This window comes from Streptomyces viridifaciens (assembly GCF_001888885.2).
Classification (GTDB): domain Bacteria; phylum Actinomycetota; class Actinomycetes; order Streptomycetales; family Streptomycetaceae; genus Kitasatospora; species Kitasatospora aureofaciens.
On record NZ_CP090841.1, the window covers coordinates 2,445,035 to 2,471,471 of the forward strand.

Consider the following 26,437-nt stretch of genomic DNA (forward strand, 5'->3'; position numbering starts at 1 on the left):
CGATCGGCCCGCCGTCCGGAGAGCACCGGACGACGGGCCGATCAGGACCGGACGGAGCCGGTCACCAACGCTCGGGCCAAGGACTACAGCATGTCCTTGAACTCCTTGGGCAGCTCGAAGTCGGCCGGGCCCTTGCCCGCGCCGAGGCCGAACGCGCCGCCGTCGGCCGGACCCTGGCCGCCGCCCGGGCCGAGCGCGCGGCGCTCGGCGGCCGCGGCCTCCTCCTGCGCGCGCTTCAGCGGGTTGCCGCTCTTGCGCTTGCCCTTGGCCTGCGGGGCCTTCTTGGCGGACTTCTTGGCGCCGCCGCCCATGCCCGGGATCCCCGGCATGCCGGGCACGCCCTTGCCGGAGGCCATCGCGGACATCATCTTGCGGGCGTCGAAGAACCGCTCGACCAGGTTCTTGACCTCGCCGACCTGGACGCCCGAACCCTTGGCGATGCGGGCGCGGCGGGAGCCGTTGATCAGCTCCGGCTCGGCGCGCTCGGCCGGGGTCATCGACTTGATGATCGCGCCGACCCGGTTGACGTCCTTGTCGTCGATGTTGTTGATCTGCTCGCGGATCTGGCCCATGCCGGGCAGCATGCCGAGCAGCTTGGAGATCGAGCCCATCTTCTGGACCTGCTCCAGCTGCGACAGGAAGTCGTCCAGGGTGAACGCCTTCGGGCCGCCGCGCAGCTTGGCCGCGATCTTCTCGGCCTCGGCCTGCGAGAAGGTCTGCTCGGCCCTCTCGATCAGCGAGAGGACGTCACCCATGCCCAGGATGCGCGAGGCCATCCGGTCCGGGTGGAAGGCGTCGAAGTCGTCGACCTTCTCGCCGTTGGAGGCGAACATGATCTGCCGGCCGGTGACGTGCGCGACCGACAGGGCGGCGCCACCGCGGGCGTCACCGTCGAGCTTGGAGAGCACCACACCGGTGAAGTCGACGCCGTCGAGGAAGGCCTGCGCGGTGGTGACCGCGTCCTGACCGATCATCGCGTCGACGACGAACAGGACCTCGTCCGGGTCCACCGCGGCGCGGATGTCGGCGGCCTGCTGCATCAGCTCGGCGTCGATGCCGAGGCGGCCGGCGGTGTCGACGATGACGACGTCGTACTGCTTCTGCTTGGCGTACTCGATCGAGTCCTTGGCCACCTGCACCGGGTCGCCGACGCCGTTGCCCGGCTGGGGGCCGTAGAAGGCCACGCCGGCCCGCTCGGCCACCACCTGGAGCTGGTTGACCGCGTTGGGGCGCTGGAGGTCACAGGCGACCAGCAGCGGGGTGTGCTTCTGCTTCTGCAGCCAGTGGCCGAGCTTGCCCGCCAGGGTGGTCTTACCGGCACCCTGCAGACCGGCGAGCATGATGACCGTCGGGCCGTTCTTGGCGAACCGCACCCGGCGGGTCTCGCCGCCGAGGATCGCGATGAGCTCCTCGTTGACGATCTTGATGATCTGCTGCGCCGGGTTCAGCGCGCCGGAGACCTCGGCGCCGAGCGCCCGCTCCTTGACCTGCTTGATGAAGGCCCGGACGACCGGCAGCGCGACGTCCGCCTCCAGCAGCGCGATGCGGATCTCGCGGGCGGTGGCGTCGATGTCCGCCTCGCTCAGGCGGCCCTTGCCCCGGAGGTTCTTGAACGTCGCTGCGAGGCGATCGGAAAGGGTGTCGAACACGTCGTCGCGGGTCCTCTGCGGCATCGGTATCGGTACGGTCGTCGTCCCCCAGGGTATCCGGCCACCCCGGGTACGGTCTCCACCCCCGGGGCGGAATGCCCGGAGCGGCCCGGGGAGCAGCCCCCGCGGAGCCCCTCAGCCCAGTGCCGCCCGGACCGCTGCGGCCACCTCCCCGGCCCGTCCTGCGGTGAGCGGACGGCCCGCCGGATCGGTCAGGTAGAAGGAGTCGACGGCCTCCGCGCCCAGCGTGGACACGTGCGCGGTGCGCACCCGGACGCCCGCCCCGTCCAGCGCCCGGCCGATCCGGTGCAGCAGCCCGGGGGCGTCGTGCGCGCGGACCTCCAGCACGGTCGCGGTCGCCGAGGCCACCGCGGGCGCCACCGCGACCAGCGGCGGCGGGGTGGGGATGCCCCTGCGGCGCGGGGCGGCGGCGTCCCGCTCGGCGAGGCGGCGGGAGACGTCCAGCGAGCCGTCCAGCGCCCGGCGCAGGTCGGCCCGCAGCCGGGCCGCCTCCGGCAGCTCGCCGAACTCGGCGGCCACCCGCCAGGACAGCAGCAGTACCGGGCCGGAGCCGACCGGGTCCAGCTCGCGCAGGCCCGCCGAGCGGACGGTCAGCCGGTGCAGCGCCAGTACTCCGGCCACCGTGCCGAGCAGTCCGGGCCGGTCCGGAACGGCGAGGGTCAGCTCGACGCCCATCGGCCCGCTGCCCGGGTCCGCCCCCTCGGCCCGGGCCAGCAGGGACAGCGCGGGGCCGCCGGTGCGGGCGGCCTCGACCGCGATCCGCTCCTGCTCGGCGCTCGGACGGGCCCAGGGCGCGGCCCCTTCCGGCGCGGCCCCTCCCCCGGCCAGCTGCGCGGCGGCCCGGGCCACCAGGCCGTCCACCAGCGAGGCCCGCCAGCCGCTCCACGCCGCCGGTCCGGTGGCCAGCGCGTCCGCCTCGGTGAGCGCGTGCAGCAGTTCCAGCTCCGACGGGGTGCCGACCGCCTTGGTGATCGCCTCGACGGTGGCCGGGTCGTCCGGATCGCGCCGGGTCGCGGTGTCGACCAGGGTCAGGTGGTGGCGGACCAGCACCGCCAGGGTCTCGGTGTCCTCGGCGGGGAAGCCCATCCGGACGGCGAGGTCGCGGACGATCACCTCGCCGGCCTCGCTGTGGTCCCCGGGCCAGCCCTTGCCGATGTCGTGCAGCAGCGCGGCGACCAGCAGCAGGTCCGGCCGGGCGACCCGGCGGGTCATCGAGGCGGCCCGGACGGCCGTCTCCACCAGGTGCCGGTCGACCGTCCAGCGGTGCACCGCGTTGCGCTGAGGACGGCAGCGCACCCGCTCCCAGTCCGGCAGCAGCTTCGTGATCAGCCCCTCCGCCTCCAGCGCCTCCCACACCGGGACGGCCGCCTCCCCCGCCCCCAGCAGGGTGACCAGCTGCTCGCGCGCCTCGTCCGGCCAGGGCACCGGCAGCGGCCGGCACTCGGCGGCCAGCCGGCGCACCGTCGCGTACGAGACGGTCAGCCCGTTCTGCGCCGCGGCGGCCGCGGCGCGCAGCGGCAGCACCGGGTCGGCGGCCGGGCGGGCGCCCTGGGCGAGCACCGCCTCGCCGTCCTGCTCGACCACTCCCTCGGCGAGCGGGCGGCGGGCGACGGCGCCCCGGGCCACCGCACCCGCGCCGCGCCCGGCGCCGGCGAACCGGAAGACCGGGCGGCCCGTCCGGCGGCCCCGGCCGGACCGGGCGGCGAGCACCCGGTCCACCGCCCGCCAGGTGACGTCGCCCGCGTAGGCGACGGTCCGGGCGGCCTCGTAGACCTGGCGCAGCAGGGTGTCGGCGTCCAGCACGCCGAGCCGCTCGGCGACCTGGTCCTGGTCCTGGAGGCTGAGCCGCTCGGTGGCCCGGCCGGTGGCCAGGTGCAGCGCGTCGCGGACGTCGGCGAGCCGCAGCGCGGCGGCGTCCAGCCCGTCCCTGGGGGCGTCGGCGAGCCAGGTGGCGGCGACGGCGTCGAGCGCGACCAGGTCGCGCAGGCCGCCGCGGGCCTCCTTCAGGTCGGGCTCCAGCAGGAAGGACAGCTCACCGTGCCGTTCGGCGCGCTCCCGGCCCAGCTCGCGCAGCTCGGGCAGTCGCGCGGGGGCGCTCGCGCGCCAGTCGGTGAGCACCGCGGAGCGCAGTGCGGCGGTGAGCGCCCCGTCCCCGGCGAGGTGGCGGGCGTCCAGCAGGCCCAGCTGGGCCTTGAGGTCGGCGGCGGCCACCGCGCGGGCCTCGGCGGGGGTGCGCACCGAGTGGTCGAGCTTGGCGCCCGCGTCCCAGACCGGGTACCAGATCCGCTCGGGCAGTTCGGGGGCGATCGGGCCGTCGTGCAGCAGCAGCACGTCCAGGTCGCTGCGCGGGGACAGCTCTCCCCGGCCGTAGCCGCCGACGGCGACCAGCGCGACGCCGGACGAGGGGGCGCCGGACGACGAGGCACCCGACGACGGGACGCCGGCCGCGGCGAGCAGTCCGGCCAGCCAGTCGTCGGTCAGCCGGGCGAGCGCGGCGCGGCGCGGGCGGCCGGTCAGCCCCGGCCGGTCGAGCAGCGCGGCCCGGGCCGCGGCGTAGGCCGAAGGGTCCGAGGGGTCCGAGGGGCCGGAGGAGGGGCCGGAGGAGGGGCCGGTCTCGATGGTCATGCGCGGAGTCCCGTCCGTCGTGCGGGTTGGTCCTGGGCGCCCGTACGGCCGTAGCGGGGCCCGGGCGCGGGTACGCCGACCGGCGGACCCGCGCCCCGTGGGGGAGGGCGGGCCCGCCGGATCGCTCAGTGCCTCACAGGGCGTCGGGCCCGCGTTCGCCGGTGCGGACCCGGACGGCGGTGTCGACCGGGATGCTCCACACCTTGCCGTCACCGATCTTCCCGGTCCGGGCGGCCTTCACCAGGACGTCGATCAGCTCGTCGGCGTCCTCGTCCTCGACCAGGACCTCGATCCTGACCTTCGGCACCAGGTCCACGGTGTACTCGGCGCCCCGGTAGACCTCGGTGTGGCCGCGCTGGCGGCCGTAGCCGCTGGCCTCGGTGACGGTCAGGCCGTGGATCCCGAAGGCTTGCAGGGCGGCCTTCACCTCGTCCAGGCGGTACGGCTTGATCACGGCGGTGATGAGCTTCATCGGGCGTCGACCTCGGTCTTCTCGGCAGTCTTCTGGGCGGACTTCTCAGCAGCCTTCTCGGCGGCCTTCCCGGCAGGCTTCCCGCCGGGCGCGGCACCGGTGCCCAGGGAGGGGAGCGCCCGGGCCAGGCCCGCGCCGACGGCGCTGAAATCGTAGGCGGACTCGGCGTGTTCCGCCTGGTCGATGCCGGCCACCTCGACCTCCTCGGGGACCCGGAAGCCGACCAGCTTGTCGACCGCCTTGGCCAGCAGCCAGGACAGCACGAAGGAGTACGCCGCGACCACCGCCACGCCCATCGCCTGCTTGCCGAGCTGGGCCGGCCCGCCGCCGTAGAACAGGCCCTTGGCGGTCTGGCCGACCCCGCCGGTGGCGAACAGGCCGATCAGCAGCGAGCCGATCGCCCCGCCCACCGCGTGCACACCCACCACGTCGAGCGAGTCGTCGAAGCCCCAGCGGTACTTGAGCGAGACCGCGGCGGCGCAGACCGCGCCCGCGATCAGGCCGATCGCCACCGCGCCGAGCGGACTCACCGAACCGCAGGCCGGGGTGATCGCGACCAGCCCGGCCACCGCGCCGGAGGCGGCGCCCAGCGTGGTGAACGCGCCGTGCTTGAGCTTCTCGAAGACCAGCCAGCCGACCAGCGCCGCGCCGGTGGCGACCTGGGTGTTGACCATCGCCATCGCGGCGACGCCGTTGGCGGCCAGCGCCGAGCCCGCGTTGAAGCCGAACCAGCCGAACCAGAGCAGCCCGGAGCCGAGCATCACCAGCGGCAGGCTGTGCGGGCGCATCGGGTCCTTCTTGAAGCCGATCCGCTTGCCCAGCACCAGGCAGAGCGCGAGGCCCGCCACACCGGCGTTGATGTGCACGGCCGTACCGCCGGCGAAGTCGATCACGCCGTTCCGGTCGCCCAGCCAGCCGCCGTGGCCGTTGTCGACGAAGAACACCCAGTGTGCGACCGGGAAGTAGACGACCGTCACCCAGAGCGCGATGAACAGGCCCCAGGCGCCGAACTTGGCCCGGTCCGCGATGGCGCCGCTGATCAGGGCCGGGGTGATGATCGCGAACATCAGCTGGAAGATCGCGAAAGCCGTCACCGGGATCGAGCCGCTCAGCTCGTTCAGCCCGATGCCGCGCATCCCGAGGAAGTCCAGGTTTCCGATGAGCCCGGCGAAGGCGTCGGGCCCGAAGCTGAGCGAGTAGCCGTAGAGGACCCACAGCACGCTGACGATGCCGAGCGAGAGGAAGCTCATCGCCAGCATGTTCAGTGTGCTCTTGGCCCTGACCATGCCCCCGTAGAAGAAGGCCAGGCCCGGGGTCATCACCATGACCAGGGCCGCACTGATGAGCACGAAGGCGGTGTCGCCCGCGCTGAAGCCGTCCGGCATCGGCGTCTCCTCTGCGTGAGGGCCGCTCCCCGGGTACCTGTCCCGTGCCACCCGGGGTGGCGGCGATGAACAGGAGAGTGCCGAAGGCTGGTTTCGGCCAGTGCGGCCGGTTGTTTCACGGCCGTGACGCATGCGACGCGCTGGTTACGGGCACGTGAACCACGGCCCTGTCGTTGGGCCGGACGGGTTACCGTGCCGCCGCGCCGCACGGTCCGTCGCCGGAAACGCCACCGACCGTGACGGCGGCGGCCGTCACGGTCGGTGGTGTCCTCGCCCGGGGACCGTTCAGACCACCGAGACGAACTCCGGAATGTCCTGAACCACCCGCTCCTTGAGCCGGCTCACCGCGTCCACGCCCCGGAACCGGGCGGACGCCGCCTCCGTGGTCTTGCGGACCCGGGAGTTCAGCCGCTCCGACCGCACCTTGGTCGCGATGTCCACCGCCTGCTCGGCGTACCGGACGGCCTCCTCGGCCTCCTTCTGCAGCAGGTGCACGCTGGCCATGCCGATCAGGTTGAAGGCGTACGAGCGCACGTGGTCCTCGTCCTGGCGGAACAGGTCGACCGCGCGCTCCATCACCGGCGCCGACAGCGAGGCGTACAGCTGGGCGTTGTCCGAGTGGTACGCCAGGTCGCGGTACGAGTGGGCGTTCTCGGCGTTCAGCTCGGCCGGCGAGAAGAACTTCAGCCAGTCCGGCTCGCCGTCCCCGTCGCGGATGTCGGTGAAGGTGTCCTCGGACAGCCGGATCGCCCGGGCGCAGCGGTTGACCTCGCCGATGGTGGCGTAGGCGCGCGCCTCCATCGCGTACAGCAGGGACTGCTGGCGCGGGGTGGCGGTGTCGCGGCTGCCGTACTGGGCCAGGTGGATCAGCTCCAGGGCGTCCTCGCCCCGGTTAAGGTGGATCATCTGACGGCTCATGTCGGTGAGGATCAGCGCGCCGAACGGGCGGTCGCCGGCCTCCTTGGCCGCGTGCAGGGCCAGCACGTAGTACTTCTGCGCGCTCGGGTGCATCCCGACGTCGTAGGACATCCAGCCGGCCAGGTGGGCGAGTTCGGCGGTGAGCCGGAACAGCCGCTTGGTGGTGTCCTCGCTGTACGTCTCCTGGAGCAGGTCGGTGACCTCGTGGAGCTGGCCGACCACGGCCTTGCGGCGCAGCCCGCCGCCGTTCTGGGCATCCCACTGGCGGAACATGACGGTGGTCTGCTCCAGCAGTTCCAGCTCGGGCTCCGAGAGCCGGCCGGTGAACGCCTCGCCGCCGTTGGCCGCGGTGAGGATCGGGGTGGGCACGCCGGTCGGGCCGGGGGCGAGCCAGCGCTGCATCGGCTCGATCAGCGCGGCGCCGGCGGTCAGCGCCAGCGAGGTGCCGAGGAATCCCCGGCGGTTGAGCATCAGGTCGCTGCGGGAGTAGTCGCTGATCAGCTGGACGGTCTGCGGTCCGCTCCACGGCAGGTCCACGCCGCCGCCGACGGTGGAGACCGGGATCGCGGCGCGCAGGCCGAGGTCCTCGATCGAGACCACCGAGCCGAAGCGCTCCGAGAACAGCTCCGACATGATCTTGGGGATCGGCTCGCGGGGCTGCTCGCCGTCGAGCCAGCGGCGCACCCGGGAGGTGTCGGTGGACACGTGGTGGGCGCCGATCTGCCGGGCCCGGCGGTTGACCTGGCGGGCCAACTCGCCCTTGGACCAGCCGCTGCGGGCGAACCACGTGGTCAGCTTCTCATTGGGTTGCTTCTCTGCCATGGGAACGTCCCCATCCCGCCCGGCCCCTGCGGGGCCCCGATCGTGACCGCCCGACGGTGTGCGGGCTCTTGCCAGACGTGCCGTGCCTGAGGTGCTGCGTACCGCCTCGTCGTACTGGTGTGCCATCGTCGTAGACGGTGCGTCAGATCCCCAACTCCCGTTCCCCGACGGCCCGGAGCAGGAACCCCGGCGACGTCCGTGTGCTGAACGTAGTGCCCCTCGGGGCACCCGTGGGAGCGGCCCTGGCGAAACGCCACCTTTCGCCACCCCCAGGAGTGAACCGAAGCACGGGGGCACAGGCTTCACTAGGTAGTCGCGACGGTCCGGCATATGCGGGCCGCCAAGTCCCCCGGCCAACCCCGGAAGCCCCGGCAGACCTCGCAATCCACCGCTGCCACAAGCGATTTCGCCGTCCACTCGGGACGGCAACCGCCTCACGCACCCGACGATCCGGCATCGGCGCCGCCCCCACAAGGCGGCGCCCGAGGCACACCGTCGCGACAGGCGCGCGCCAAGCGCTGCGCGCCGCCACCGCACCACGCACCACGCAACGGACAATCAACACACAGTCACCATCCCGTAACCATCGGCAACGACAACCTGTTGGGGGAGGCATGGACAACCTGTTCGGCGAACTTCGACTGGGGCACCTGCGGCTGGCACCGCTGGGCGCGCGCCGCCGCACCAAGGTCACCGCGTCCCAGGCCGCCGCGGAGTACACCGGCCGCTGGGGCTGGACGGTCGCCCCCGGCGACCCGGCCACCGGCACCCCGGGCACCGGCGCCACCGCCCCGACCCGCTGTCCCTGCGGCTCCCACCGCTGCGCCGCCCCCGGCCTGCACCCCGTACCGGGCAGCGCGAGCCGGGCCGCCACCGGCGCCGAGGGCTCGGTGCTCTTCCCCACCGGCCGCGCCTTCGACGTGCTGGACGTCCCCGAGCAGGCCGGCCTCCAGGCGCTGGTCCGGCTGGAGCGGATGGGCACCCAGATCGGCCCGGTGCTCGCCCCGCCCACCGGCCGGCTGCAGTTCCTGGTCGCCGCCGGAACCGCCCGCCGCCTGCCCGACCTGCTCTACCGGATGGGCTGGGACGACGCCGCGCTCGACCTCACCTGCCACGGCGAGGGCAGCTACGTCGCCGCCCCGCCCACCGTCCTCGGCGAACTCGGCCCGGTCCGCTGGCTGCGTCGCCCCACCCGCGACAACGCCGGCTGCCCGCCCGAGGCCCGGCTGCTGCTCGGCACCCTCGCCTACGCCTGCCACCGCAGCCGCGAGCGCACCGCCGAGCCGGCCTGGATGGCTTCGTGACTCGCCCGCTCGCCTCCGGGACGCTCTGATCCGGCGCCGACGGTCGTCGCTCCGGCGCTCGCCCCCCGCTCTCGCCGCTCCTCCCTTCCGGCACCGGCGCGCCCCTTCCGCTCGAGGCGGTCGCCCGACACACGCGAAAGGGCCCGCCCCCGAAGGAGCGGACCCTCACCGACGGGAGGCCCCGGTCAGTCCCCGATCAGCGCGTCCACGAACGCACCCGGCTCGAACGGCGCCAGGTCGTCCGCGCCCTCGCCCAGACCGATCAGCTTGACCGGCACGCCCAGCTCGCGCTGCACCGCGACCACGATGCCGCCCTTGGCGGTGCCGTCCAGCTTGGTCAGCACGATGCCGGTGATGTCCACCACCTCGGCGAACACCCGGGCCTGGATCAGGCCGTTCTGACCGGTGGTGGCGTCCAGCACCAGCAGCACCTCGTCCACCGGGCCGTGCTTCTCGACGACCCGCTTGACCTTGCCCAGCTCGTCCATCAGGCCGGTCTTGGTGTGCAGTCGGCCGGCGGTGTCGATCAGCACGGTGTCCACACCCTCGGCGATGCCCTCCTTGACCGCGTCGAAGGCGATCGAGGCCGGGTCGCCGCCCTCCGGGCCGCGCACGGTGCGCGCACCGACCCGCTCGCCCCAGGTCTGCAGCTGGTCCGCGGCGGCGGCCCGGAAGGTGTCGGCCGCGCCGAGCACCACCTTGCGGCCGTCGGCGACCAGCACCCGGGCCAGCTTGCCGGTGGTGGTGGTCTTGCCGACGCCGTTGACGCCGACGACCAGGACCACGGCCGGGCCCTCCTCGTGCTTGGTCGAGCGGACGGTGCGGTCGGCGTCCTTGCCGACCAGCTCGACCAGCTCCTCGCGCAGCAGGCCGCGCAGCTCGTCCGGGGTGCGGGTGCCGAGCACCTTCACCCGGGTGCGCAGCCGCTCGACGAGCTCCTGGGTCGGGGCGACGCCGACGTCCGCGGTGAGCAGGGTCTCCTCGATCTCCTCCCAGGTGTCCTCGTCCAGGTGCTCGCGGGAGAGCAGCGAGAGCAGACCCTTGCCGAGCGAGTTCTGCGAGCGGGAGAGCCGGGAGCGAAGCCGGACCAGCCGGCCGGCGGTGGGCTCGGGAACCTCGATGGCGGGTGCCACCTCGGCCTCGGCCGGAGCCTCGACCTCGACGGCCTCGGGGGCCTCGGGGAGCGGCACCTCCTCGACGGTGCGGCGCGGCTCCTCGGTCGGAGGCGCGGCCTCCTCGCCGACCTGGGGCTCCTGGGGGGTCTTCGGCGCCGTGATGACCGGCGCCTGCGACTTCGGGGGCAGCTGCTGGCGTCGTCTGCCGGAAACGACGAGGCCGGCGATCGCGCCGATGGCGACCACGGCGATGACTACGGCAAGGATCACGTATTCCATAACGCCCCCAGTATCCGTGACCGGAGCCGTTCCGGACCGCAGCCCGGCCTAGACCGTCACCCTACGGACGCCTGAAGGACGCCGCTCGCGGTGCTCGTCGCGCAGCCGCTGGCTGATCACCTGGGAGATGCCGTCGCCCTTCATGGTCACGCCGTACAGCGCGTCGGCGGACTCCATGGTCAGCTTCTGGTGGGTGATCACGATCAGCTGGGAGCTCTCCCGCAGCTCCTCCATGATCCCGATCAGCCGGCGCAGGTTGGTCTCGTCCAGCGCCGCCTCCACCTCGTCCATCACGTAGAACGGGCTGGGGCGGGCCTTGAAGATCGCCACCAGCAGGGCCACAGCGGTCAGCGAGCGCTCGCCGCCGGACAGCAGCGACAGCCGTTTGACCTTCTTGCCGGGCGGCCGGGCCTCCACCTCGACCCCGGTGGTGAGCATGTTGTCCGGGTCGGTCAGCACCAGCCGCCCCTCACCGCCCGGGAAGAGCCGGGCGAAGACGCCCTCGAACTGGGCGGCGGTGTCGTGGTACGCCGAGGTGAACAGCTGCTCGACCCGCCGGTCGACGTCCCGGACGATGTCCAGCAGGTCACGCCGGCTGCGCTTGAGGTCGTCCAGCTGCTCGCCGAGGAACTGGTGGCGCTCCTCCAGCGCGGCGAACTCCTCCAGCGCCAGCGGGTTGACCTTGCCCAGCTGCTGATACGCCTTCTCGGCGGCCTTCAACCGCTTCTCCTGCTCGGCCCGGACGTACGGGTACGGCTCCCCCGGCGCCTGCCCGTCCTCGGGCGTTGACGGCGGGACGGGCTGGTCCGGCCCGTACGAGGCCAGCAGCTCGCCCCCGTCGATGCCGAACTCCTCCAGCGCGCGGGCCTCCAGCTGCTCGATCCGCAGCCGCTTCTCCGCCCGCAGCACCTCGTCCCGGTGCCCGGCGTCGACCAGCTTGTCCAGTTCCTCCTTGAGGCCGCGCCCGTGCTCGCGGTGCTCCCGGAGCTCGGCCTCCCGCTCCGCGAGCGCCTGCTCGGCGGCCGCGCGCCCGGCGTCGGCGCGGGCCAGCGACACCTCCAGGCAGGCCAGCAGCTGCCGGGCGCCCGCCGCGACGGCGTTCGCCACCCGGGCGTCGTGCTCGGCGCGCCGGCGGCGCTCGGCGGCCCGGGCGCGCGCCTCGCGTTCGGCGCGGGCGGCCCGGTCCAGCTGGTCGGCCCGGCCGGCCAGGGCGCGGACCCGCTCCTCGTGGGTGCGTACCGCGAGCCGGGCCTCCAGTTCGGCCTGCCGGGCGGCGGAGGCCGCCTCGGCGAGGCGCTGCTGCTCGGCCCGGTCCGGCTCGTCCTCCCCCGCCTCCGCCGACTCCTCGGCCGCGGCCAGCCGTGCGGCCAGTTCCTCGGCGGTGGCGAGCAGTTCGGCCAGGCCCTGCTCGGCCCGGGCGGCGGCGGCCGACAGCCGCTCGGCCTCCCCGGCGGCGGCGCGGGCCTGCCCGCCGAGCCGGCCGAGGGCGCCGGCGACCTGGGCCCGGTCCTTCTCCGCCTGCCGCCGCAGCTCGCCGAGTCGCTCGACCTCGGCCGCCGACTCCCGGCGCTGTTCGGTGAGTTCGGCCAGCCGTTCGGCCGACTCGGCGCAGCGGTGGGCGAGTTCGTCGATCGCCCGGGCCGTCTGGTCCACCGCCGCCCGGGTCTCCAGCAGGCTGGGCGCACCGGCGGAGCCGCCCTGGGCGAAGCCGGCACCGAGCCGGTCGCCATCGGCGGTGACGGCGGACAGTTCGGGGCGTTCGGTGACCAGCCGCAGCGCGTGGGCCAGGTCGGCCACCACCGCCACCCCGGCCAGCCGGTCGCGTACGGCGGCGAGCAACTCGGCCGGGCCGTCCACCAGTTCGGCGGCCCAGCGGGCCCAGTCGGGCAACTGGCGGTCGACGCGGGGGGCTTCCGGGGCGCCTGCGACCAACAGCGCGGCCCGCCCGGCGTCCTGGGCTCGCAGCAGCCGCAGTGCCGCCGCGGCTGCGTCCGGTGAGTCGACGGCCACCGCGTCGGCGGCCGCCCCGAGCGCGGCGGCGAGCGGCACCTCGTAGCCGGTCTCGATCCGCAGCAGCGCGGCGGCCGGGCCGAGCAGCCCGGTCAGCCGTTCCCCGGCGTCCAGCAGCGCGCCGGTGCCGTCCTTGCGGCGCAGCCCGAGCGAGAGCGCCTCGTGCCGCGCGGTCAGTCCGGCCCGCTCGCGCTCGGCCGCCCCGGCCGCGTCCCGGGCGGCGGCCAACTCCCGTTCGACCTCGGCCAGCCGGCCCCGGGCCTGCCGGTGCCCGGCCTCGGCCTGTTCGTCCTCCCCGGCCAGGCCGTCCACCTGCTGCTGGAGCTCGTCCAGTTCGCCCTGCGCGGCCTCGGCGCGCAGCAGCGCCTCGTCCCTGGCGTCGGTGAGCCGGCCGATCTCGGCCTCGGCCGAGCCGGCCCGGAGGCGGGCGGCGGCGGCCTGCCCCTGCAGCCGGGCCAGGCCCTCGCGGCGGTCCGCGATGGCCCGGGCGGCGTCCCGCAGCCGGCGTTCCTCGGCGGCCAGCCCGCGTTCCAGCTCGCTCTTGCGTTCGACCGCCTCGGCCAGCGCGTACTGGGCCTCCTCCAGCGCCTCGGCGAGCGCGGCCTCCTCCTCGCGGACCCGCTCGGCCTCCCGTTCCAGCTCCTCCGGGTCCCGGCCGCGCCGCTCCTCGGCCGCGCCCCCGGCGACGGCGTGCCGGGCCCGGGCCTCGGCGAGACCGATCGTGCCGCGGGTGCGTTCGGCGAGCGCGGAGAGCCGGTACCAGGTCTGCCGGGCGGTCTCCAGGCTCGGGCCGAGCTGCTGGACCTGCGCCTCCAGGACCCGTTCGTGCTGCACCGCGCGGGCCAGTTCCTGTTCGACGGTGGTCCGGCGCAGCCGCAGCGCGAGTTCGTCGGCGACCTCGGCCTCGACGGCCCGGCGGAGGGTGAGCAGGTCGTCGGCGAGCAGCCTCAGCCGGGCGTCGCGCAGGTCGGCCTGGATGCCGGCGGCGCGGCGGGCGATCCGGGCCTGCCGGCCGAGCGGTCCGAGCTGGCGGCGCAGTTCGGCCACCAGGTCCTGGACGCGGTTGAGGTTGGCCTGCATCGCGTCCAGCTTCCGCAGCGCCTTCTCCTTGCGCTTGCGGTGCTTGAGGACGCCGGCCGCCTCCTCGATGAAGGCGCGCCGGCCCATCGGGTCGGCGTGCAGGACGGAGTCGAGCTGGCCCTGTCCGACGATGACGTGCATCTCGCGGCCGATGCCGGAGTCGGAGAGCAGTTCCTGGATGTCCAGCAGTCGGCAGGTCTCGCCGTTGAGCGCGTACTCACTGCCGCCGTTGCGGAACATGGTCCGGGTGATCGTCACCTCGGCGTAGTCGATCGGCAGGGCGCCGTCGCCGTTGTCGATGGTGAGGCTGACCTCGGCCCGGCCGAGCGGGGCGCGCCCGCTGGTCCCGGCGAAGATGACGTCCTCCATCTTGCCGCCGCGCAGCGACTTGGCCCCCTGCTCGCCCATCACCCAGGACAGCGCGTCCACCACGTTGGACTTGCCGGAGCCGTTCGGCCCGACCACGCAGGTGATGCCGGGCTCGAAGCGCAGGGTGGTGCTGGAGGCGAAGGACTTGAATCCGCGCAGCGTCAGACTCTTCAGGTGCACGCGGCCGGTCTCCTCAATCGCTCAGGACGGGAACCGACTGTATCCGGAGTCCGACACGACGAAGGGACGCCACATCAGGGCGTCCCTTGCAAAGCTGCGTCCCTTTCGGGGCGGCTCAGTGCACAGCGGCGTCGATCTGCGAGACCGGGGGTGGGGCTCAGGTGAGAGCCGGCTCCCGGTGATCGAGATCGATGCTGTTGAGCAGCGAGTGCTCGCCAGCGACAGCGGTCAGAGCGTCGTTCTCAGCCTGCATCCGAAGGAGCTCGGCTTCAAGGTCCTGAACGCGCTGCTGAAGCCGTCGCATCTCGGAGAGCATTCGCGGGTCGGGGCCGCCGACGTACCCGAGAAGCGCCTTTGCCATGATGAATGGTCCTCCACGCTGAGTGACCGAACCGGAACGGTACAGGTCTAGGGGGAAGGGGGACGCACGCGCGGCGCGCACCGGAAGTGCTGGCTGGGCACTACGGCACAACCACCGTGAGCTGGGCTCACGAGGGCATGCGCCTACCGGGAAACGCGATCGTGTGCGCGGGCTTCAAGCGTCTCACCAAAGACGGTACGGGTCAACACGATCACCGCACGCTACCGCGCCCCTGTCACCTGCCCGGCGGTGTCGTCACGCCTGGGGGTCTCGGGCCCTGGTCCACCACGTGCTCGTGGATCATCGTTCGATGCGGAGTCAACCACGAGTCTGCCCGAATGGCAACCGTATGACACCGACGGTTGCCGATCATTTCCTCGGGACCGCGGCGCGGGGCCGGGAAACCGGGGCTCAGCGGATCTCGAAGCCCTCGTAACCAGCGCCGACGGCGGTCCAGATCTCGGTCACACCGCTCACCGCACCGGGCGTGTCGGGGCCGCGCAGCAGGGCCAGCAGCAGCTCGCAGTCGGCGGCCAGGCCCTCGGCCACCACCTGCACCCGGCCGTCGCCGAGGTTGCTCGCGTAGCCGGTCAGGCCGATCTCCAGCGCCCGCGCCCTGGTCCACCAGCGGAACCCGACCTGCTGGACCTTCCCCCGGACCCAGGCGGTCACCCGGACCGGTTCATCACTGTGGGCATCGCGACCGTGCATGCCCCCGACCCTAACCGGCCGCGGGACCGGTCACAGCCCCACCGGGCCCTCGACCGTCCGGCCCGGGGTGCGCACCAGGGTCACCGGATCGGCTCCTCGAACCCATCGCCCGGCCCCGCACCGGGGACGCGAACGGCCCCGCCGGAAGAACCGGCGGGGCCGAGGATCAGGCTCGGATCAGCGGATCACCAGTCGTCGCCACCGCCGCCGAAGTCGCCACCGCCACTCCAGTCGCTGCCGCCGAAGTCCGCGGCGTTGAAGTCGGCCCCGGTGTAGTCGCCGCCCTCGTACTGGTCCTGGTAGCCGCCGTGGCCGCCGTGGCCGCCCTCCATCATCGGCGCCGCCGCGTAGGCCGGGCTGCTCATCATCGAACCGAGCACGGTGCCGACCAGCAGGCCCGGGAGCAGACCGCCGCCACCGAAGCCGCTGTAGTAGCCGCCCGCGTACGGCGCGTAGGCCGGGCCGGCGTTCCAGTACGGCTGCGGGCCGTACTCGGTGTCGACGGTGCGCACCGCCGGGTCGAGGCCGGCCGCCACCCGGTCCGCGTCGGCCTGGCAGACCGGGACGGGACGGGCGGAACCGCCGGCCGGGGCCCAGTCGACGTCCTTGACGGACGGGCCGTGGCGCGGGTCCATGAAGCACGGGGGACGTCGCTCGGGCAGCGGGCGCTTCTCGCGCCGGGCCGCCAGGGTGGCCAGCTGGAAGCGGCCGTCCTCGATCGCCTCGGTGACCTGCTTGACGTCCTCGGGCTTCCTGGCCTCGGCCATCAGCCGCTTGGACTTCTCATACGAGTCCAGGGCGTGGCTGTAGTCGGTGCGCTGGGCGTCGTCCGCGTCGGCCGCGCCCGGGTTGAAGTCGAGCCGCTCCAGCTCCACGCCGAACGCGGTGATGTCCTCGTCCACCACGCGGCGCAGCTGCTCCAGCTCGGCGCGGGCCTGCTCCTCCTTGCGCTTCTTGGCGCGGCGGAAGAGGAAGAAGACACCGGCACCGGCCAGCGCCACCAGCACGACCGGGATGATCACCCAGGCGATCGAGGTGCTGTGGTTGACCCCGGTGCCCTTGGTCTGCGGGGCGGCCTGGTCGACGAAGTCGTTCAGGGTGGCGTTGATGTCGCCCTTGTCGGCACGGGCGACGGCGCCCCCGATCCGGTCCGCGGCGCCGGCGGCCATCGCGCCGCGGTCGGAGCGGGCCATGAAGCCGCTGGTGCCCCGCCAGACGCCGTAGACGCCGTCGATGCCCACCAGGGTGCGCAGGTCCGTGAGGACGGTGTCCTTGTTGGCGGCGTCGGGGACGACCGCGATGAAGATCGGCTTGTCGGCCTTCTCGATCTTCTTGGTCAGCGCGTCCGCCTGGGCCTGACTGAACCGGTCCTGCATCGTCGGGGCGACGTAGACCTGGCCCTTCTTTAGCGTGGCCGCCGCGTCGCTCAGGCCGCCGGCGGCGGAGGCCGCGGGCGCCAGGAGGAGCAGCAGCCCGAGCAGCGCCGCCACCAGGGCAAGTGGCCCGGCGCCCCGGGAACGTCGTGCAAGGGTTCTCATAACCCCCGACGCTACCGTGACCGGCCACGGAGCACGGCATACCCTTCGCATACTGGTTATGACAAGATTCCCCGCCGTCCGCCGGGGCGGCTCCCCTTCTCGCGGATGAGATTTCCCCGAGTGGACCCTGAGACCGTCGGACCGCGGGAACCGCGGGTGGCGGCCGGACGTACGTCCCGGCGGGCCCGGGGCGGCCCGGGGCGCGGCGGGGCAGCCCGAGGGGGCGTCCCGACGCTACCGCGAGAACGGGCACACTGGTCCCGGACCGCTGGTCCCATGACCTTTTCTTGACCCAACACCCGATCGGAGCGCTCGGTGATCATCGGCCTCGTCACGGCCGTGGCGGCATCCGCCTGCTACGGCACCGGCTCGGTCCTGCAGGCCGTCGGATCCCGCCGCTCGGCCCGGGAGGAGGAGGCCAGGGGCGCCACCACCTCGACCACCGAGCACGGCGGGCCGAGCCTGTCCTCCACCGCCAAGGCCGCCGTCACCTGGGAGTTCATCCTCGGCACGGTGCTCGACCTGATCGGCTTCGGACTCGGCGCGCTGGCCGCGCGGCTGCTGCCGCTGTTCCTCTCCCAGACCATCATCAGCGCCAACCTGGTGATCACCGCGGTGCTGAGCATCAAGTTGCTGGGCATCCGGCTCAGGCAGCTGGAGTGGGCCTCGATCGGCGTGCTCTGCTCGGCCCTGGTGCTGCTGGCCGTCTCGGCCGGCCCCGAGGGCGGTCACCACGCCTCGACGGCCTTCCACTGGGGCCTGCTGATCATCACCACCGTGCTGCTGGCCGGCGGCAGCCTGCTGGTGCGCCGGATGGGCTCCAAGGGCGCGATCGTCGCCGGTCTGCTCTCCGGCCTCGGCTTCGGCGGCCTGGGCGTCGGCGTGCGGATCCTGAACGGCCTCGACCCGTTCCAGCTCGGCACGCTGCTCTCCGACCCCGCCCTGTACGCGGTCCTGGTCGGCGGCCTCGGCGGCATGTACATCCACACCGTGGCGCTGCAGATCGGCTCGGTCAACGGCGCCACCGCCGCGCTGGTGGTCGGCGAGACGGTGCTTCCCGGCGCGGTCGGCGTGCTCTGGCTCGGCGACTCCTCCAAGGCCGGCCTGGGCTGGCTCGGCGTGGCCGGCTTCCTGCTCGCGGTGGTCTCGGCGGTCGGCGTCGCCTACTTCGGCCAGAGCGAGCACGGCGCCCCGGGCGAGGCCTCCGCCGAACACCCGGAGCTCGCCCGCAAGTAGCGCGGCCCTCAGCCCCCGCTGCGCAGCCGCGGCACGCGCTGGCAGCGGGGGCAGAAGTAGCTGGAACGGTTCATCCAGGCGGCCCGCCGGATCGCGGTTCCGCAGCGGCGGCAGGGCTCGTGCTCCCGGCCGTAGGCGTCGAGGTCCCGGGAGAAGTAGCCGCTCTCGCCGTTCACGTTGACGTACAGGCTGTCGAAGCTGGTGCCGCCCACGGCCAGCGCCGCCGTCATCACGTCCCGGGCGTTGGCCAGCAGCAGCGCTGCCTGCGGGCGGGTGACGGTCGCGGTCGGGCGGTCGTAGTGCAGCCCGGAGCGCCACAGCGCCTCGTCGGCGTAGATGTTGCCGACGCCGCTGATCAGGGTCTGGTCGAGCAGCGCGCGCTTGACGGTGGTGCGCCTGGCGCGCAGCGCGGCCACGAAGGCGGCGTCGTCGAAGCGGGGGTCGAGCGGGTCGCGGGCGATGTGCGCGATGGAGACGGGCGTGCCCTCCGGGTCGCCCTCCTCGGCCTCCTCGACGGCCAGACCGCCGAAGGTCCGCTGGTCGACGAAGCGCAGCTCGCGCCCGCCGTCGGTGAAGCGCAGCCGGACCCGCAGATGGGTCTCGTCCGCCGCCGTCGGGTCCTGGACGAGGAGTTGGCCGCTCATCCCGAGGTGGCCGATCAGCGAGAAGCCCGTGCCGGTGCCGCTCAGCGGCACCCAGAGGTACTTGCCGCGGCGCTGCGCGGTGCCGAGGGTGGTGCCGGTCAGCCGCGCCGTGAAGTCGGCCGCGCCGGCCGGCTGGCGGCGCACCGCGCGCGGGTGCAGCACCTGGACGTCGCCGACGGTCCGCCCGGTGACCCAGTTCGCCAGACCGCGGCGGACGACTTCGACCTCGGGGAGTTCGGGCACGGGAAGGGGCCTCCTGCTTCGAAGGGGATCGGCAGGAGTGAAGGCTACTTCGCCGTCAGGCGCCTGCGGGCAGCCGGTCGGCGTACTTCTCCTTGATCGCACGCCAGGCGCTCTCGGCGGCCTTCTGCTCGGCTTCCTTCTTCGAGCGGCCGACGCCGCTGCCGAAGTCCTCGCCGGCCACCCGGGCAGCTGCGGTGAAGGTCTTCTCGTGGTCCGGACCGGACTCCATGACCACGTACTCGGGCACCCCGATGCCCACCGAGGCGGTGAGCTCCTGGAGGCTGGTCTTCCAGTCCAGGCCGGCGCCCAGCTGAGAGGACTCCTCGATCAGCGGGTCGAACAGCCGGTGGACGAACTCGGTGGCCGCCTCCAGACCGCGGTCCAGGTAGATGGCCCCGATCACGGCCTCGACGGTGTCGGCGAGGATCGACGACTTGTCGCGGCCGCCGGTGCCCTCCTCGCCCTTGCCGAGCCGGATGAACGCGCCGAGGTCCAGGCCCCGGCCGACGTCAGCGAGCGCGCGGGAGTTGACCACCGCGGCGCGCAGCTTGGCGAGCGTGCCCTCCGGGACGTCCGGGTGGACGCGGTAGAGGGTGTCGGTCACCACCAGGCCCAGCACCGAGTCGCCGAGGAACTCCAGGCGCTCGTTGGTGGGCAGACCCCCGTTCTCGTACGCGTACGAGCGGTGGGTCAGGGCACGTACCAGAAGGGCGCGCTCAAGTGTGTACCCGAGGCGCCCTTCCAGGACGTCGTATTCGGTCGAAGCCGGCCCGCCGGCCTTGCCGCTGCCCGAAGAACCCTTCGAGGCAGAGGACGCCTTGCGGGTGGAGTTACCGTCCGACATCGATCCGTGCACCCCGCCGATCAGACCGAGAGGACCTGGCGACGGTTGTACGTGCCGCAGCTCGGGCACGCGATGTGGCCCAGCTTCGGCTCGTGGCAGCGGTCGCACGCCACGAGGGCCGGAACGACGGCCTTCCAGTTGGACCGGCGGTGGCGCGTGTTGCTGCGCGACATCTTCCGCTTCGGAACAGCCACGGCTACTTCTCCTGGTTCTCGGCGAGACCCTCACGGGTGTCGCTGTTCTTGATTCCCCGCCGCAGATCAGCGGCTTCGCCACGGGCCTCGTCGCCGGAATCGGCGGAGAGTCCCTGCAGAGCCGCCCACCGGGGGTCGACGGCGTTGTGGTGGTGCGCCGGGTCGTCACTCAGGCGCGCTCCGCACTCGGAGCACAGACCCAGGCAGTCTTCCTGGCACACCGGCTGCAGCGGCAGTGCGAGCACCACCGCGTCACGCAGCACCGGCTGGAGGTCGAAGAAGTCGCCCTCCAGACGGTAAGTCTCTTCTTCCGAGTCCTCGTCGAGGTCCTCGGTCCCGGAGGTCCGGGCGCGGTGACGCTCGTCGGACTCCGGGTAGTAGTACAGCTCCTGGAAGTCCACGTCGATGTCGAACTCGACGGGCTCCAGGCACCGGACGCACTCGCCCTCGACGTGGGCGTCGGCGGTGCCGGTGACCAGCACGCCCTCGACCACGGACTCCAGGCGGAGCTCCAGCTCGATCGGGCTCTTCTCCGGGACGCCGATCACGTCGATGATCCCGAAGCCCTCGGGGGCCTCCAGGGTCCGGCTCACCTTGCGCATCGCGCCCGGACGACGGCCCAGCTCGTGCGTGTCGAACACGAGGGGGTCGCGGTGGTCGAGGCGGTTCAAGGTGTCCTGACTTCCATAGGAATCAACGCTGTGGCCCCCGTCACCGGTCGACCTGGCGCGGGCAAGCCGACAGCCGGACATGGGGATGCCGGAGTGGTCAGACTACCGGAGTCTCCCGCCAGGCCCAACTTCGGTCCCGTCAGGAGACTCCCGCCCGGTCGTCCCGGGGCTGTTCAGCGGCCGCCGAGCTCCCGCAGCCGGGTCATGTCGATCATGCTGGTGTCGAAGAAGCTGGTCTCGTCCAGACCTTGCTGCTGGTGCGGCACGGCCGGGGGCAGGGCGGGCTGCTGCGGGTAGTGGTAACCGTCGTACGGCTGGGCCGCGTAGCCGTCCTGCTGCTGCTGATAGCCGTAGGCGCCCTGCTGCTGGCCCTGGTGCTGCTGGTGCTGCTGGCCCTCGTAGTGGGGCTGCTGCTGGGGGTAGCCGCCCTGCTGGTGGCCCCACTGGGTGTTGTACGGGTCACTCTGGACGGCCGGGTCGAAGCCGCCGCCGTACACCTCGGCGTACTGTCCGGCCTGGTGCTGCCCGGTCTGGTGCTGCCCGGCGTCGTGGGGCCGGCCGTCCTGGTGCTGGGCGGCCGGCGCGTACTGGTCGGCCCCGGGGGCCTGCCAGCCTGCCGCGGCCGGGGCCTGTTCGGGCCAGGTCTGCTGCTGCGGGACGTCCTCGCGGTACCAGGCGAGGTCGGCGCCGTCGGCGTCGGCCTCCGCGGCGAAGCCGGCGGCCACCGCCTCGGCGCGCTCCTTGGCCTGCTGGGCCTCGTCGGCGGCGGCCAGGTAGGCACCCAGGTCGTCGATGGGCTTCTTGCCGAGCAGCTTGTCGCGGCCCTTGCCGACCGCCTCCAGGGTGGCGCTGAGCACGTTCTCCAGGGTGGCGAGCTTCACGTCGACGTACTCGTCGACCTCGGGGCTCGGGGTGCTCCGCTGCGGCTGGAACTCCTCGCCGTCGGTCTCGCCCTCGGCCTCGAAGGCGCCGGAGTCGCCGCGCAGCTTGGTCCGGCCGCGGCCGACCGCGCCGAGCGTCTTGGTCAGCACGACCTCGAAGTTGGCGAGCTTGCTGTCCACGTAGTCGTCGGCCTCGGCGCGCTGGGCGTCGATCTCGGCGCGGGCCTCGGCCAGGATCCGGTCGGCCTCGGCCTGGGCCCGGCGGACCACCTCGGTGTCGGAGATCAGCGAACCGCGCTCGGCGTGCGCGCCCTGGATGATCCGGTCCGCCTCGGCCTGGGCGCCGGCCACCACCTGCTCGTGGTCGGCCATCACCGACTGGGCCTGGGCGAGTTCGGCGGGCAGGGCCGCCTTGAGGTCGTTGAGCAGGCCGATCAGTTCGGCCCGGTTCACCACGCAGGAGGCCGACATCGGCATCGAGCGGGCGTTCTCGACCGCCGCCACGATCTCGTCGACCTTGTTCTGCACGTCCACGGGGCTTCGTCTTTCCGTGTGCCGCCGACGGTCCGGCGGAGGCAGGCCCGGCGCGGTGGACCTCACCGCAGGGCAGGAATACAGACTGTACGGCCACCCCGGGGCGCGGTCACAACGCCCGAGCCGATCCGGCCTTCGGACATCGGACAAGCCATGACGAACCGGCAGAAAAGGACGAACTCCGCCGCCCGGCCCTACTGCTCGGCCCTGCGCTCCGCGATCCGCTCGACCAGCCGGCGGTGCACCGTCTCGGGCAGCAGGTGCGAGACGTCGCCGCCGTACGAGGCGACCTCCTTGACCAGCGTCGAGGAGAGGAAGCTGTACGTCGGAGAGGTCGGCAGGAACAGCGTCTCCACACCGGTCAGACCGTGGTTCATCTGGGCCATCTGCAGCTCGTAGTCGAAGTCGCTGACCGCGCGCAGGCCCTTGATGATCGCGGGGATGCCGCGCTCCCGGCAGAAGTCCACCAGCAGGCCGTGGTGCGACTCGACCACCACGTTCCCGAACTGGGCGGTGACCTCCTCGATCAGGCCGATCCGCTCCTCGACGGTGAACATGCCCTGCTTGTTCCGGTTGATGAGGACCGCGACATGCACCACGTCGTAGAGCTTCGAGGCCCGCTCGATGATTTCGAGGTGGCCGTTGTGGATCGGGTCGAACGAACCGGGGCAGACGGCTCGGCGCATGGCGTGTGTGCTCCCTCGTGGGGTGACGGCTGCTGCGGGCCGCGGCCCGCTACTCGTGATCGCTGGCCTCGGCGGCGGCGCGACCGTACCAGAGCGTGCCCTCGCCGTAGCGGCGCGAGCGCAGCACCTCGAAGCCCTCGGGCCAGCCGAACTCGCCGCCACGGGTGCTGCGCTCCACGGTGACGAGTGCGTCCTCCGCGAGCCAGCCCCCGGCCGACAGTGTGATCAGCATCTCGCGCAACTCCTCGTCCGTCACGGCGTACGGCGGGTCGAGGAAGACCAGGTCGTAGGGGGTCTGCGGGGGCGGCCCGGCGATCACCTTCTCCGCCTTGGCGGCCCGCACCTCTGCGCCCGGCAGGCCGATCGTCCGGACGTTCTCCCGGATCACCCGGGCCGCCTGGCCGTCCGCCTCGACCAGCAGGACGTGCTCGGCGCCGCGCGACAGCGCCTCCAGCCCGACCGCGCCGGACCCGCCGAACAGGTCCAGCATCCGGGCCCCGTGCAGGGTGCCGCGGAACGCCTCCAGCGTGGAGAACATCGCCTCCCGGGCCTTGTCGGAGGTCGGACGGGTGCCCCGGCCGGGCGGTACGGCCAGCCGGCGGCCGCCGGCCGACCCGGCGATCACGCGGGTCATGGTGGTGGAAGGTCCTTTCGTCGCTGCCCGACCACGCTATCCCGCTCACCGCACCGCGCTCACGCCGAACCCCCGTGGCCCGGCGCAGACGCCCCCGCCGGGCCACGGTCACGCGCTCGGGTGGTCAGCTCGCCTCGGAGCCCGCCTGCTGACCCGGGACCGCCGCGCCGAGCAGGGCCGGCGAGGCGTAGCGGGACCAGGACAGGCAGCCGTCGGGCGGGCAGAACTCGGGGCGGCGCGGGTCGTGCCCGAGCTCGCGCAGCTTGGTCCGGACGGAGTCGGGGGTGCGGCCGAAGCGGGCGGCGATCCGGGCGACGGTCTCGCCGTCGTGGAAGCGCCGGACCAGCTCCTCCTCGTGCTGCGGCACCCAGGGGGCGCCGTGGCCGGGGTACAGCTCGCGCAGCACGTCGCGGTCGGGGATGGGCTCGGAGACGTCGGCGACGATCGCCAGCGCCCGCAGCGCGCGGTTGAGCGCGATCCGCAGCGAGGCGACGTCCTCGACCGGCAGGCGGAGCTTGCCCGAGGCGAGCGGCGCGGCGGCCGCCCCCTCGCGCCAGCCGGTCAGGGTGAGGGTGACCTCGCGGTCGTCGTCGCTGGCGAGTTCGATCCGGAAGACCTTGTCGCCCAGCGGGAGCTCGTTGAGATGACGGAATGCCATGGCAGGACCCCCAAGTGTCGTGCCAGGTACGCACCTTGAGGGTGCGCCCTGAACAACTTCATTCTCTCGCGGGGGTCTGACAGTCCGGGCCCGCGAGGCCCGCTCAGCCCTTCTCCATGTAGGCCGCGCGGTCCTCGTCGAGCAGGCTCTCCAGCGCGGTGCGCAGCTCCGGGTGGGCGGCCAGGTCCGGGTCCTCGGCGACCAGCCGGGTGGCCTCGGTCCGGGCGGTGAGGATGACCTCCTCGTCCTCCAGCACCGAGAGCACCTTGAGCGAGGACTTCACCCCGGACTGCGCCTGGCCCAGCACGTCGCCCTCGCGGCGCTGTTCGAGGTCGATCCGGGAGAGCTCGAAGCCGTCCAGGGTGCCGGCCACCGCGTCCAGCCGGGCTCGGGCGGCGCTGCCGCCGGGCATCTCGCTGACCAGCAGGCACAGGCCCGCCGCGCTGCCCCGGCCGACCCGGCCGCGCAGCTGGTGGAGCTGGGAGACGCCGAAGCGGTCGGCGTCCATGATGACCATCACGGTGGAGTTGGGGACGTTCACGCCGACCTCGATAACGGTGGTGGCGACAAGGACGTCCACCTCCCCCGCGGCGAACCGGCGCATCACCTCGTCCTTGGCCTCCGGAGCGAGCCGGCCGTGCAGGATCTCCACCCGCAGGCCGCTCAGCGGTCCCCGCACCAGCATCTCGGCGGTCTCCACCACGGAGAGCGGGGGCCGCCGTTCGTCGCTCCCGGCGCCGGCGTCCGCGATCTCCTCGAAGTCCTCCTCGGCCGCCCTGCGCTTCTTCTTCGCGCCCTTGGGGTCGGCCGCCGGCTCCTCGTCCCCGATCCGGGGGCAGACCACGTACGCCTGGTGGCCCTTGCCGACCTCCTCGCGGACCCGCTCCCAGGCCCGGGTGAGGAAGTTGGGCTTCTCCAGCGCCGGCACGACGTGGGTGGAGATCGGCGAGCGGCCGGCCGGGAGCTGGTCCAGGACGGAGGTCTCCAGGTCCCCGAAGACGGTCATCGCGACGGTGCGCGGGATCGGGGTGGCGGTCATCACCAGCAGGTGCGGCGGCTGCTCGCCCTTGGCGCGCAGCGCGTCCCGCTGCTCGACGCCGAAGCGGTGCTGCTCGTCCACCACGACCAGGCCGAGGTCCTGGAACTGGACCTTGTCCTCGATCAGCGCGTGGGTGCCGATGGCGATCCCGGCATCCCCGCAGGCCATGTCCAGCAGCGCCTGGCGGCGGGCCGGGGCGCCCATCGAGCCGGTCAGCAGCACCACCCGGGTGCCGAGGTCGGAGCCGCCGAGCATGCCGCCCTCGGCGAGGTCGCCCATCATCTCGACGATCGAGCGGTGGTGCTGCTGGGCGAGCACCTCGGTCGGCGCGAGCAGTACGGCCTGGCCCCCGGCGTCCACCACCGCGAGCATGGCGCGCAGCGCGACCAGGGTCTTGCCCGAACCGACCTCGCCCTGGAGCAGCCGGTGCATCGGGTGCTCGGTCGCCAGGTCGGCGGCGATCTCGGCGGAGACCTTCTGCTGGCCCTCGGTGAGGGTGAACGGCAGCCGGGCGTCGAAGGCGTCCAGCAGTCCGCCCTCACGGGCCTTGCGCGGCTTCGCGGGCAGTGCGGAGTCCGCGGCCCGGCGCTGGGCGAGGGCGACCTGCAGGACGAAGGCCTCGTCCCAGCGCAGCCGGCTCTGGGCGCGTTCGCGGTCGGCCTGGCTGCGCGGGCGGTGGATCAGCTCCAGCGCCTCGGGCAGCGGGATCAGGTCGTGCCGCTCGCGGAGTTCGGCGGGCAGCGGCTCGCCGACGTCGCCGAGGTGTTTGGTGAGGGCGGTCTCGACGCAGATCGACAGCTTCCAGCTGGGCATCTGCGCGCTGGCGCCGTACACCGGGATGAGCCGGCCGGCGAACTGCTCCGCCGCGTCCGACCCGGTGTCCTCGTCGAGCAGCTGGTAGTCGGGCGAGACCAGCTGGCGGGTGCGGTTGAAGACGCCGACCTTGCCCGCGAACAGCCCCTGGGCGCCGGCCCTGAGCTCCTTCTGCCGCCAGCCCTGGTTGAAGAAGACCAGCGAGAGCCGGCTGCGGCCGTCGGTGACGACGACCTCCAGCCGGTCGCCCTTGCGGCCGCGGAACGGGATCAGGGTGACCTTCTCGATCCGGGCCAGCACGGTGACGTGCTCGTCGATCTCCAGCTCGTCCAGGCTGGTGAGCTGGCCGCGTTCGACGTAGCGGCGCGGGTAGTGGTGCAGCAGGTCCCCGACCGTGCGCAGCTTGAGGCTGTCGGCGAGCACCTTCGCGGTGCGGTCGCCGACGAGTTTGGTCAGTGGTTCATCGAGAGCGCCCATCAGGCCCTTGTTTACACCAAGGCACCGACGAATATTCGCCCGCT

Annotated in this window: 21 protein-coding genes; 2 read left to right on the forward strand and 19 right to left on the reverse strand. The window is 73.2% G+C overall.

Going from position 1 to position 26,437, the window contains the following annotated elements; genetic code table 11:
• Nucleotides 1–83: 83 nt before the first annotated feature.
• From ffh to nsdA, 5 genes are all read right to left on the reverse strand, one after another.
• The gene (gene ffh, locus BOQ63_RS17985) at nucleotides 84–1,649 is read right to left on the reverse strand and encodes a signal recognition particle protein (protein WP_030287992.1); all 1,566 of its coding nucleotides are present in this window, start codon (nucleotides 1,647–1,649) and stop codon (nucleotides 84–86) included.
• Between the two features lie 135 nt (nucleotides 1,650–1,784).
• On the reverse strand, nucleotides 1,785–4,295 hold the full coding sequence (locus tag BOQ63_RS17990) for a [protein-PII] uridylyltransferase (RefSeq protein ID WP_150475974.1): 2,511 nt from the start codon (nucleotides 4,293–4,295) through the stop codon (nucleotides 1,785–1,787).
• 133 nt (nucleotides 4,296–4,428) lie between these two features.
• Nucleotides 4,429–4,767, reverse strand: coding sequence for a P-II family nitrogen regulator (locus tag BOQ63_RS17995; RefSeq protein WP_030287996.1), 339 nt, complete (start codon nucleotides 4,765–4,767; stop codon nucleotides 4,429–4,431).
• Nucleotides 4,764–6,152 (reverse strand): ammonium transporter, encoded by a 1,389-nt coding sequence (locus BOQ63_RS18000; RefSeq protein ID WP_030287998.1) that lies wholly within the window; start codon nucleotides 6,150–6,152, stop codon nucleotides 4,764–4,766. Before BOQ63_RS18000 ends, BOQ63_RS17995 begins: the two co-directional genes overlap by 4 nt.
• A 285-nt stretch (nucleotides 6,153–6,437) precedes the next feature.
• Nucleotides 6,438–7,892 carry a transcriptional repressor NsdA gene (gene nsdA / locus BOQ63_RS18005; protein ID WP_030288000.1) on the reverse strand — a complete coding sequence of 485 codons (1,455 nt, stop codon included), beginning with the start codon at nucleotides 7,890–7,892 and terminating at the stop codon, nucleotides 6,438–6,440.
• A gap of 614 nt (nucleotides 7,893–8,506) precedes the next feature.
• On the opposite strand from nsdA, the gene BOQ63_RS18010 reads away from it, so the two are divergent.
• Complete coding sequence (locus tag BOQ63_RS18010) at nucleotides 8,507–9,196, forward strand: bifunctional DNA primase/polymerase (RefSeq protein WP_030554869.1); 690 nt, start codon at nucleotides 8,507–8,509, stop codon at nucleotides 9,194–9,196.
• A 185-nt stretch (nucleotides 9,197–9,381) separates the two neighbouring features.
• Here BOQ63_RS18010 and ftsY read toward each other — a convergent pair whose 3' ends face one another.
• From ftsY to BOQ63_RS18035, 5 genes are all read right to left on the reverse strand, one after another.
• Nucleotides 9,382–10,590 carry a signal recognition particle-docking protein FtsY gene (ftsY, locus tag BOQ63_RS18015; protein ID WP_030288004.1) on the reverse strand — a complete coding sequence of 403 codons (1,209 nt, stop codon included), beginning with the start codon at nucleotides 10,588–10,590 and terminating at the stop codon, nucleotides 9,382–9,384.
• Between the two features lie 48 nt (nucleotides 10,591–10,638).
• Complete coding sequence (gene smc / locus BOQ63_RS18020) at nucleotides 10,639–14,229, reverse strand: chromosome segregation protein SMC (RefSeq protein WP_150475976.1); 3,591 nt, start codon at nucleotides 14,227–14,229, stop codon at nucleotides 10,639–10,641.
• A gap of 157 nt (nucleotides 14,230–14,386) precedes the next feature.
• Nucleotides 14,387–14,590, reverse strand: coding sequence for a hypothetical protein (locus tag BOQ63_RS18025; RefSeq protein WP_030288008.1), 204 nt, complete (start codon nucleotides 14,588–14,590; stop codon nucleotides 14,387–14,389).
• A 411-nt stretch (nucleotides 14,591–15,001) separates the two neighbouring features.
• Complete coding sequence (locus tag BOQ63_RS18030; RefSeq protein ID WP_030288010.1) at nucleotides 15,002–15,301, reverse strand: acylphosphatase; 300 nt, start codon at nucleotides 15,299–15,301, stop codon at nucleotides 15,002–15,004.
• Between the two features lie 185 nt (nucleotides 15,302–15,486).
• Nucleotides 15,487–16,839, reverse strand: a complete 1,353-nt coding sequence (locus tag BOQ63_RS18035) for a DUF4381 domain-containing protein (RefSeq protein ID WP_030554873.1) — start codon at nucleotides 16,837–16,839, stop codon at nucleotides 15,487–15,489.
• 315 nt (nucleotides 16,840–17,154) lie between these two features.
• Between BOQ63_RS18035 and BOQ63_RS18040 the strand changes: the two genes are divergently transcribed.
• On the forward strand, nucleotides 17,155–18,075 hold the full coding sequence (locus tag BOQ63_RS18040) for a DMT family transporter (RefSeq protein ID WP_030288013.1): 921 nt from the start codon (nucleotides 17,155–17,157) through the stop codon (nucleotides 18,073–18,075).
• A gap of 8 nt (nucleotides 18,076–18,083) precedes the next feature.
• On the opposite strand, the gene mutM is transcribed toward BOQ63_RS18040, so the two are convergent.
• From mutM to recG, 9 genes are all read right to left on the reverse strand, one after another.
• The gene (gene mutM / locus BOQ63_RS18045) at nucleotides 18,084–18,962 is read right to left on the reverse strand and encodes a bifunctional DNA-formamidopyrimidine glycosylase/DNA-(apurinic or apyrimidinic site) lyase (RefSeq protein WP_030288015.1); all 879 of its coding nucleotides are present in this window, start codon (nucleotides 18,960–18,962) and stop codon (nucleotides 18,084–18,086) included.
• A 55-nt stretch (nucleotides 18,963–19,017) separates the two neighbouring features.
• Nucleotides 19,018–19,806 carry a ribonuclease III gene (gene rnc / locus BOQ63_RS18050; protein WP_033354224.1) on the reverse strand — a complete coding sequence of 263 codons (789 nt, stop codon included), beginning with the start codon at nucleotides 19,804–19,806 and terminating at the stop codon, nucleotides 19,018–19,020.
• Between the two features lie 20 nt (nucleotides 19,807–19,826).
• On the reverse strand, nucleotides 19,827–20,000 hold the full coding sequence (gene rpmF, locus BOQ63_RS18055; protein ID WP_030056747.1) for a 50S ribosomal protein L32: 174 nt from the start codon (nucleotides 19,998–20,000) through the stop codon (nucleotides 19,827–19,829).
• A gap of 2 nt (nucleotides 20,001–20,002) precedes the next feature.
• The gene (locus BOQ63_RS18060) at nucleotides 20,003–20,671 is read right to left on the reverse strand and encodes a YceD family protein (RefSeq protein ID WP_030288020.1); all 669 of its coding nucleotides are present in this window, start codon (nucleotides 20,669–20,671) and stop codon (nucleotides 20,003–20,005) included.
• Nucleotides 20,672–20,844: 173 nt separating this feature from the next.
• Complete coding sequence (locus tag BOQ63_RS18065; RefSeq protein WP_030554875.1) at nucleotides 20,845–22,086, reverse strand: F0F1 ATP synthase subunit B; 1,242 nt, start codon at nucleotides 22,084–22,086, stop codon at nucleotides 20,845–20,847.
• Between the two features lie 194 nt (nucleotides 22,087–22,280).
• A complete protein-coding gene (gene coaD / locus BOQ63_RS18070; protein ID WP_030288023.1) occupies nucleotides 22,281–22,772 on the reverse strand; it encodes a pantetheine-phosphate adenylyltransferase in 492 nt (163 codons plus the stop codon).
• A gap of 49 nt (nucleotides 22,773–22,821) precedes the next feature.
• On the reverse strand, nucleotides 22,822–23,406 hold the full coding sequence (gene rsmD, locus BOQ63_RS18075; protein WP_030288024.1) for a 16S rRNA (guanine(966)-N(2))-methyltransferase RsmD: 585 nt from the start codon (nucleotides 23,404–23,406) through the stop codon (nucleotides 22,822–22,824).
• Between the two features lie 124 nt (nucleotides 23,407–23,530).
• The gene (locus BOQ63_RS18080) at nucleotides 23,531–24,064 is read right to left on the reverse strand and encodes a hypothetical protein (RefSeq protein ID WP_030288025.1); all 534 of its coding nucleotides are present in this window, start codon (nucleotides 24,062–24,064) and stop codon (nucleotides 23,531–23,533) included.
• A gap of 103 nt (nucleotides 24,065–24,167) precedes the next feature.
• Complete coding sequence (gene recG / locus BOQ63_RS18085) at nucleotides 24,168–26,393, reverse strand: ATP-dependent DNA helicase RecG (protein WP_030288026.1); 2,226 nt, start codon at nucleotides 26,391–26,393, stop codon at nucleotides 24,168–24,170.
• Between the last annotated feature and the right edge of the window lie 44 nt (nucleotides 26,394–26,437).

What these genes read in the sequence shown, in the direction of transcription:
- BOQ63_RS17990 (WP_150475974.1), bottom strand. Translation starts at nt 4,295, where the DNA reads ATGACCATCGAGACCGGCCCCTCCTCCGGCCCCTCCTCCGGCCCCTCG.
- BOQ63_RS17995 (WP_030287996.1), bottom strand. Translation starts at nt 4,767, where the DNA reads ATGAAGCTCATCACCGCCGTGATCAAGCCGTACCGCCTGGACGAGGTG.
- BOQ63_RS18000 (WP_030287998.1), bottom strand. Translation starts at nt 6,152, where the DNA reads ATGCCGGACGGCTTCAGCGCGGGCGACACCGCCTTCGTGCTCATCAGT.
- nsdA (WP_030288000.1), bottom strand. Translation starts at nt 7,892, where the DNA reads ATGGCAGAGAAGCAACCCAATGAGAAGCTGACCACGTGGTTCGCCCGC.
- BOQ63_RS18010 (WP_030554869.1), top strand. Translation starts at nt 8,507, where the DNA reads ATGGACAACCTGTTCGGCGAACTTCGACTGGGGCACCTGCGGCTGGCA.
- ftsY (WP_030288004.1), bottom strand. Translation starts at nt 10,590, where the DNA reads ATGGAATACGTGATCCTTGCCGTAGTCATCGCCGTGGTCGCCATCGGC.
- BOQ63_RS18025 (WP_030288008.1), bottom strand. Translation starts at nt 14,590, where the DNA reads ATGGCAAAGGCGCTTCTCGGGTACGTCGGCGGCCCCGACCCGCGAATG.
- BOQ63_RS18030 (WP_030288010.1), bottom strand. Translation starts at nt 15,301, where the DNA reads ATGCACGGTCGCGATGCCCACAGTGATGAACCGGTCCGGGTGACCGCC.
- BOQ63_RS18035 (WP_030554873.1), bottom strand. Translation starts at nt 16,839, where the DNA reads ATGAGAACCCTTGCACGACGTTCCCGGGGCGCCGGGCCACTTGCCCTG.
- rnc (WP_033354224.1), bottom strand. Translation starts at nt 19,806, where the DNA reads ATGTCGGACGGTAACTCCACCCGCAAGGCGTCCTCTGCCTCGAAGGGT.
- coaD (WP_030288023.1), bottom strand. Translation starts at nt 22,772, where the DNA reads ATGCGCCGAGCCGTCTGCCCCGGTTCGTTCGACCCGATCCACAACGGC.
- rsmD (WP_030288024.1), bottom strand. Translation starts at nt 23,406, where the DNA reads ATGACCCGCGTGATCGCCGGGTCGGCCGGCGGCCGCCGGCTGGCCGTA.
- BOQ63_RS18080 (WP_030288025.1), bottom strand. Translation starts at nt 24,064, where the DNA reads ATGGCATTCCGTCATCTCAACGAGCTCCCGCTGGGCGACAAGGTCTTC.
- recG (WP_030288026.1), bottom strand. Translation starts at nt 26,393, where the DNA reads ATGGGCGCTCTCGATGAACCACTGACCAAACTCGTCGGCGACCGCACC.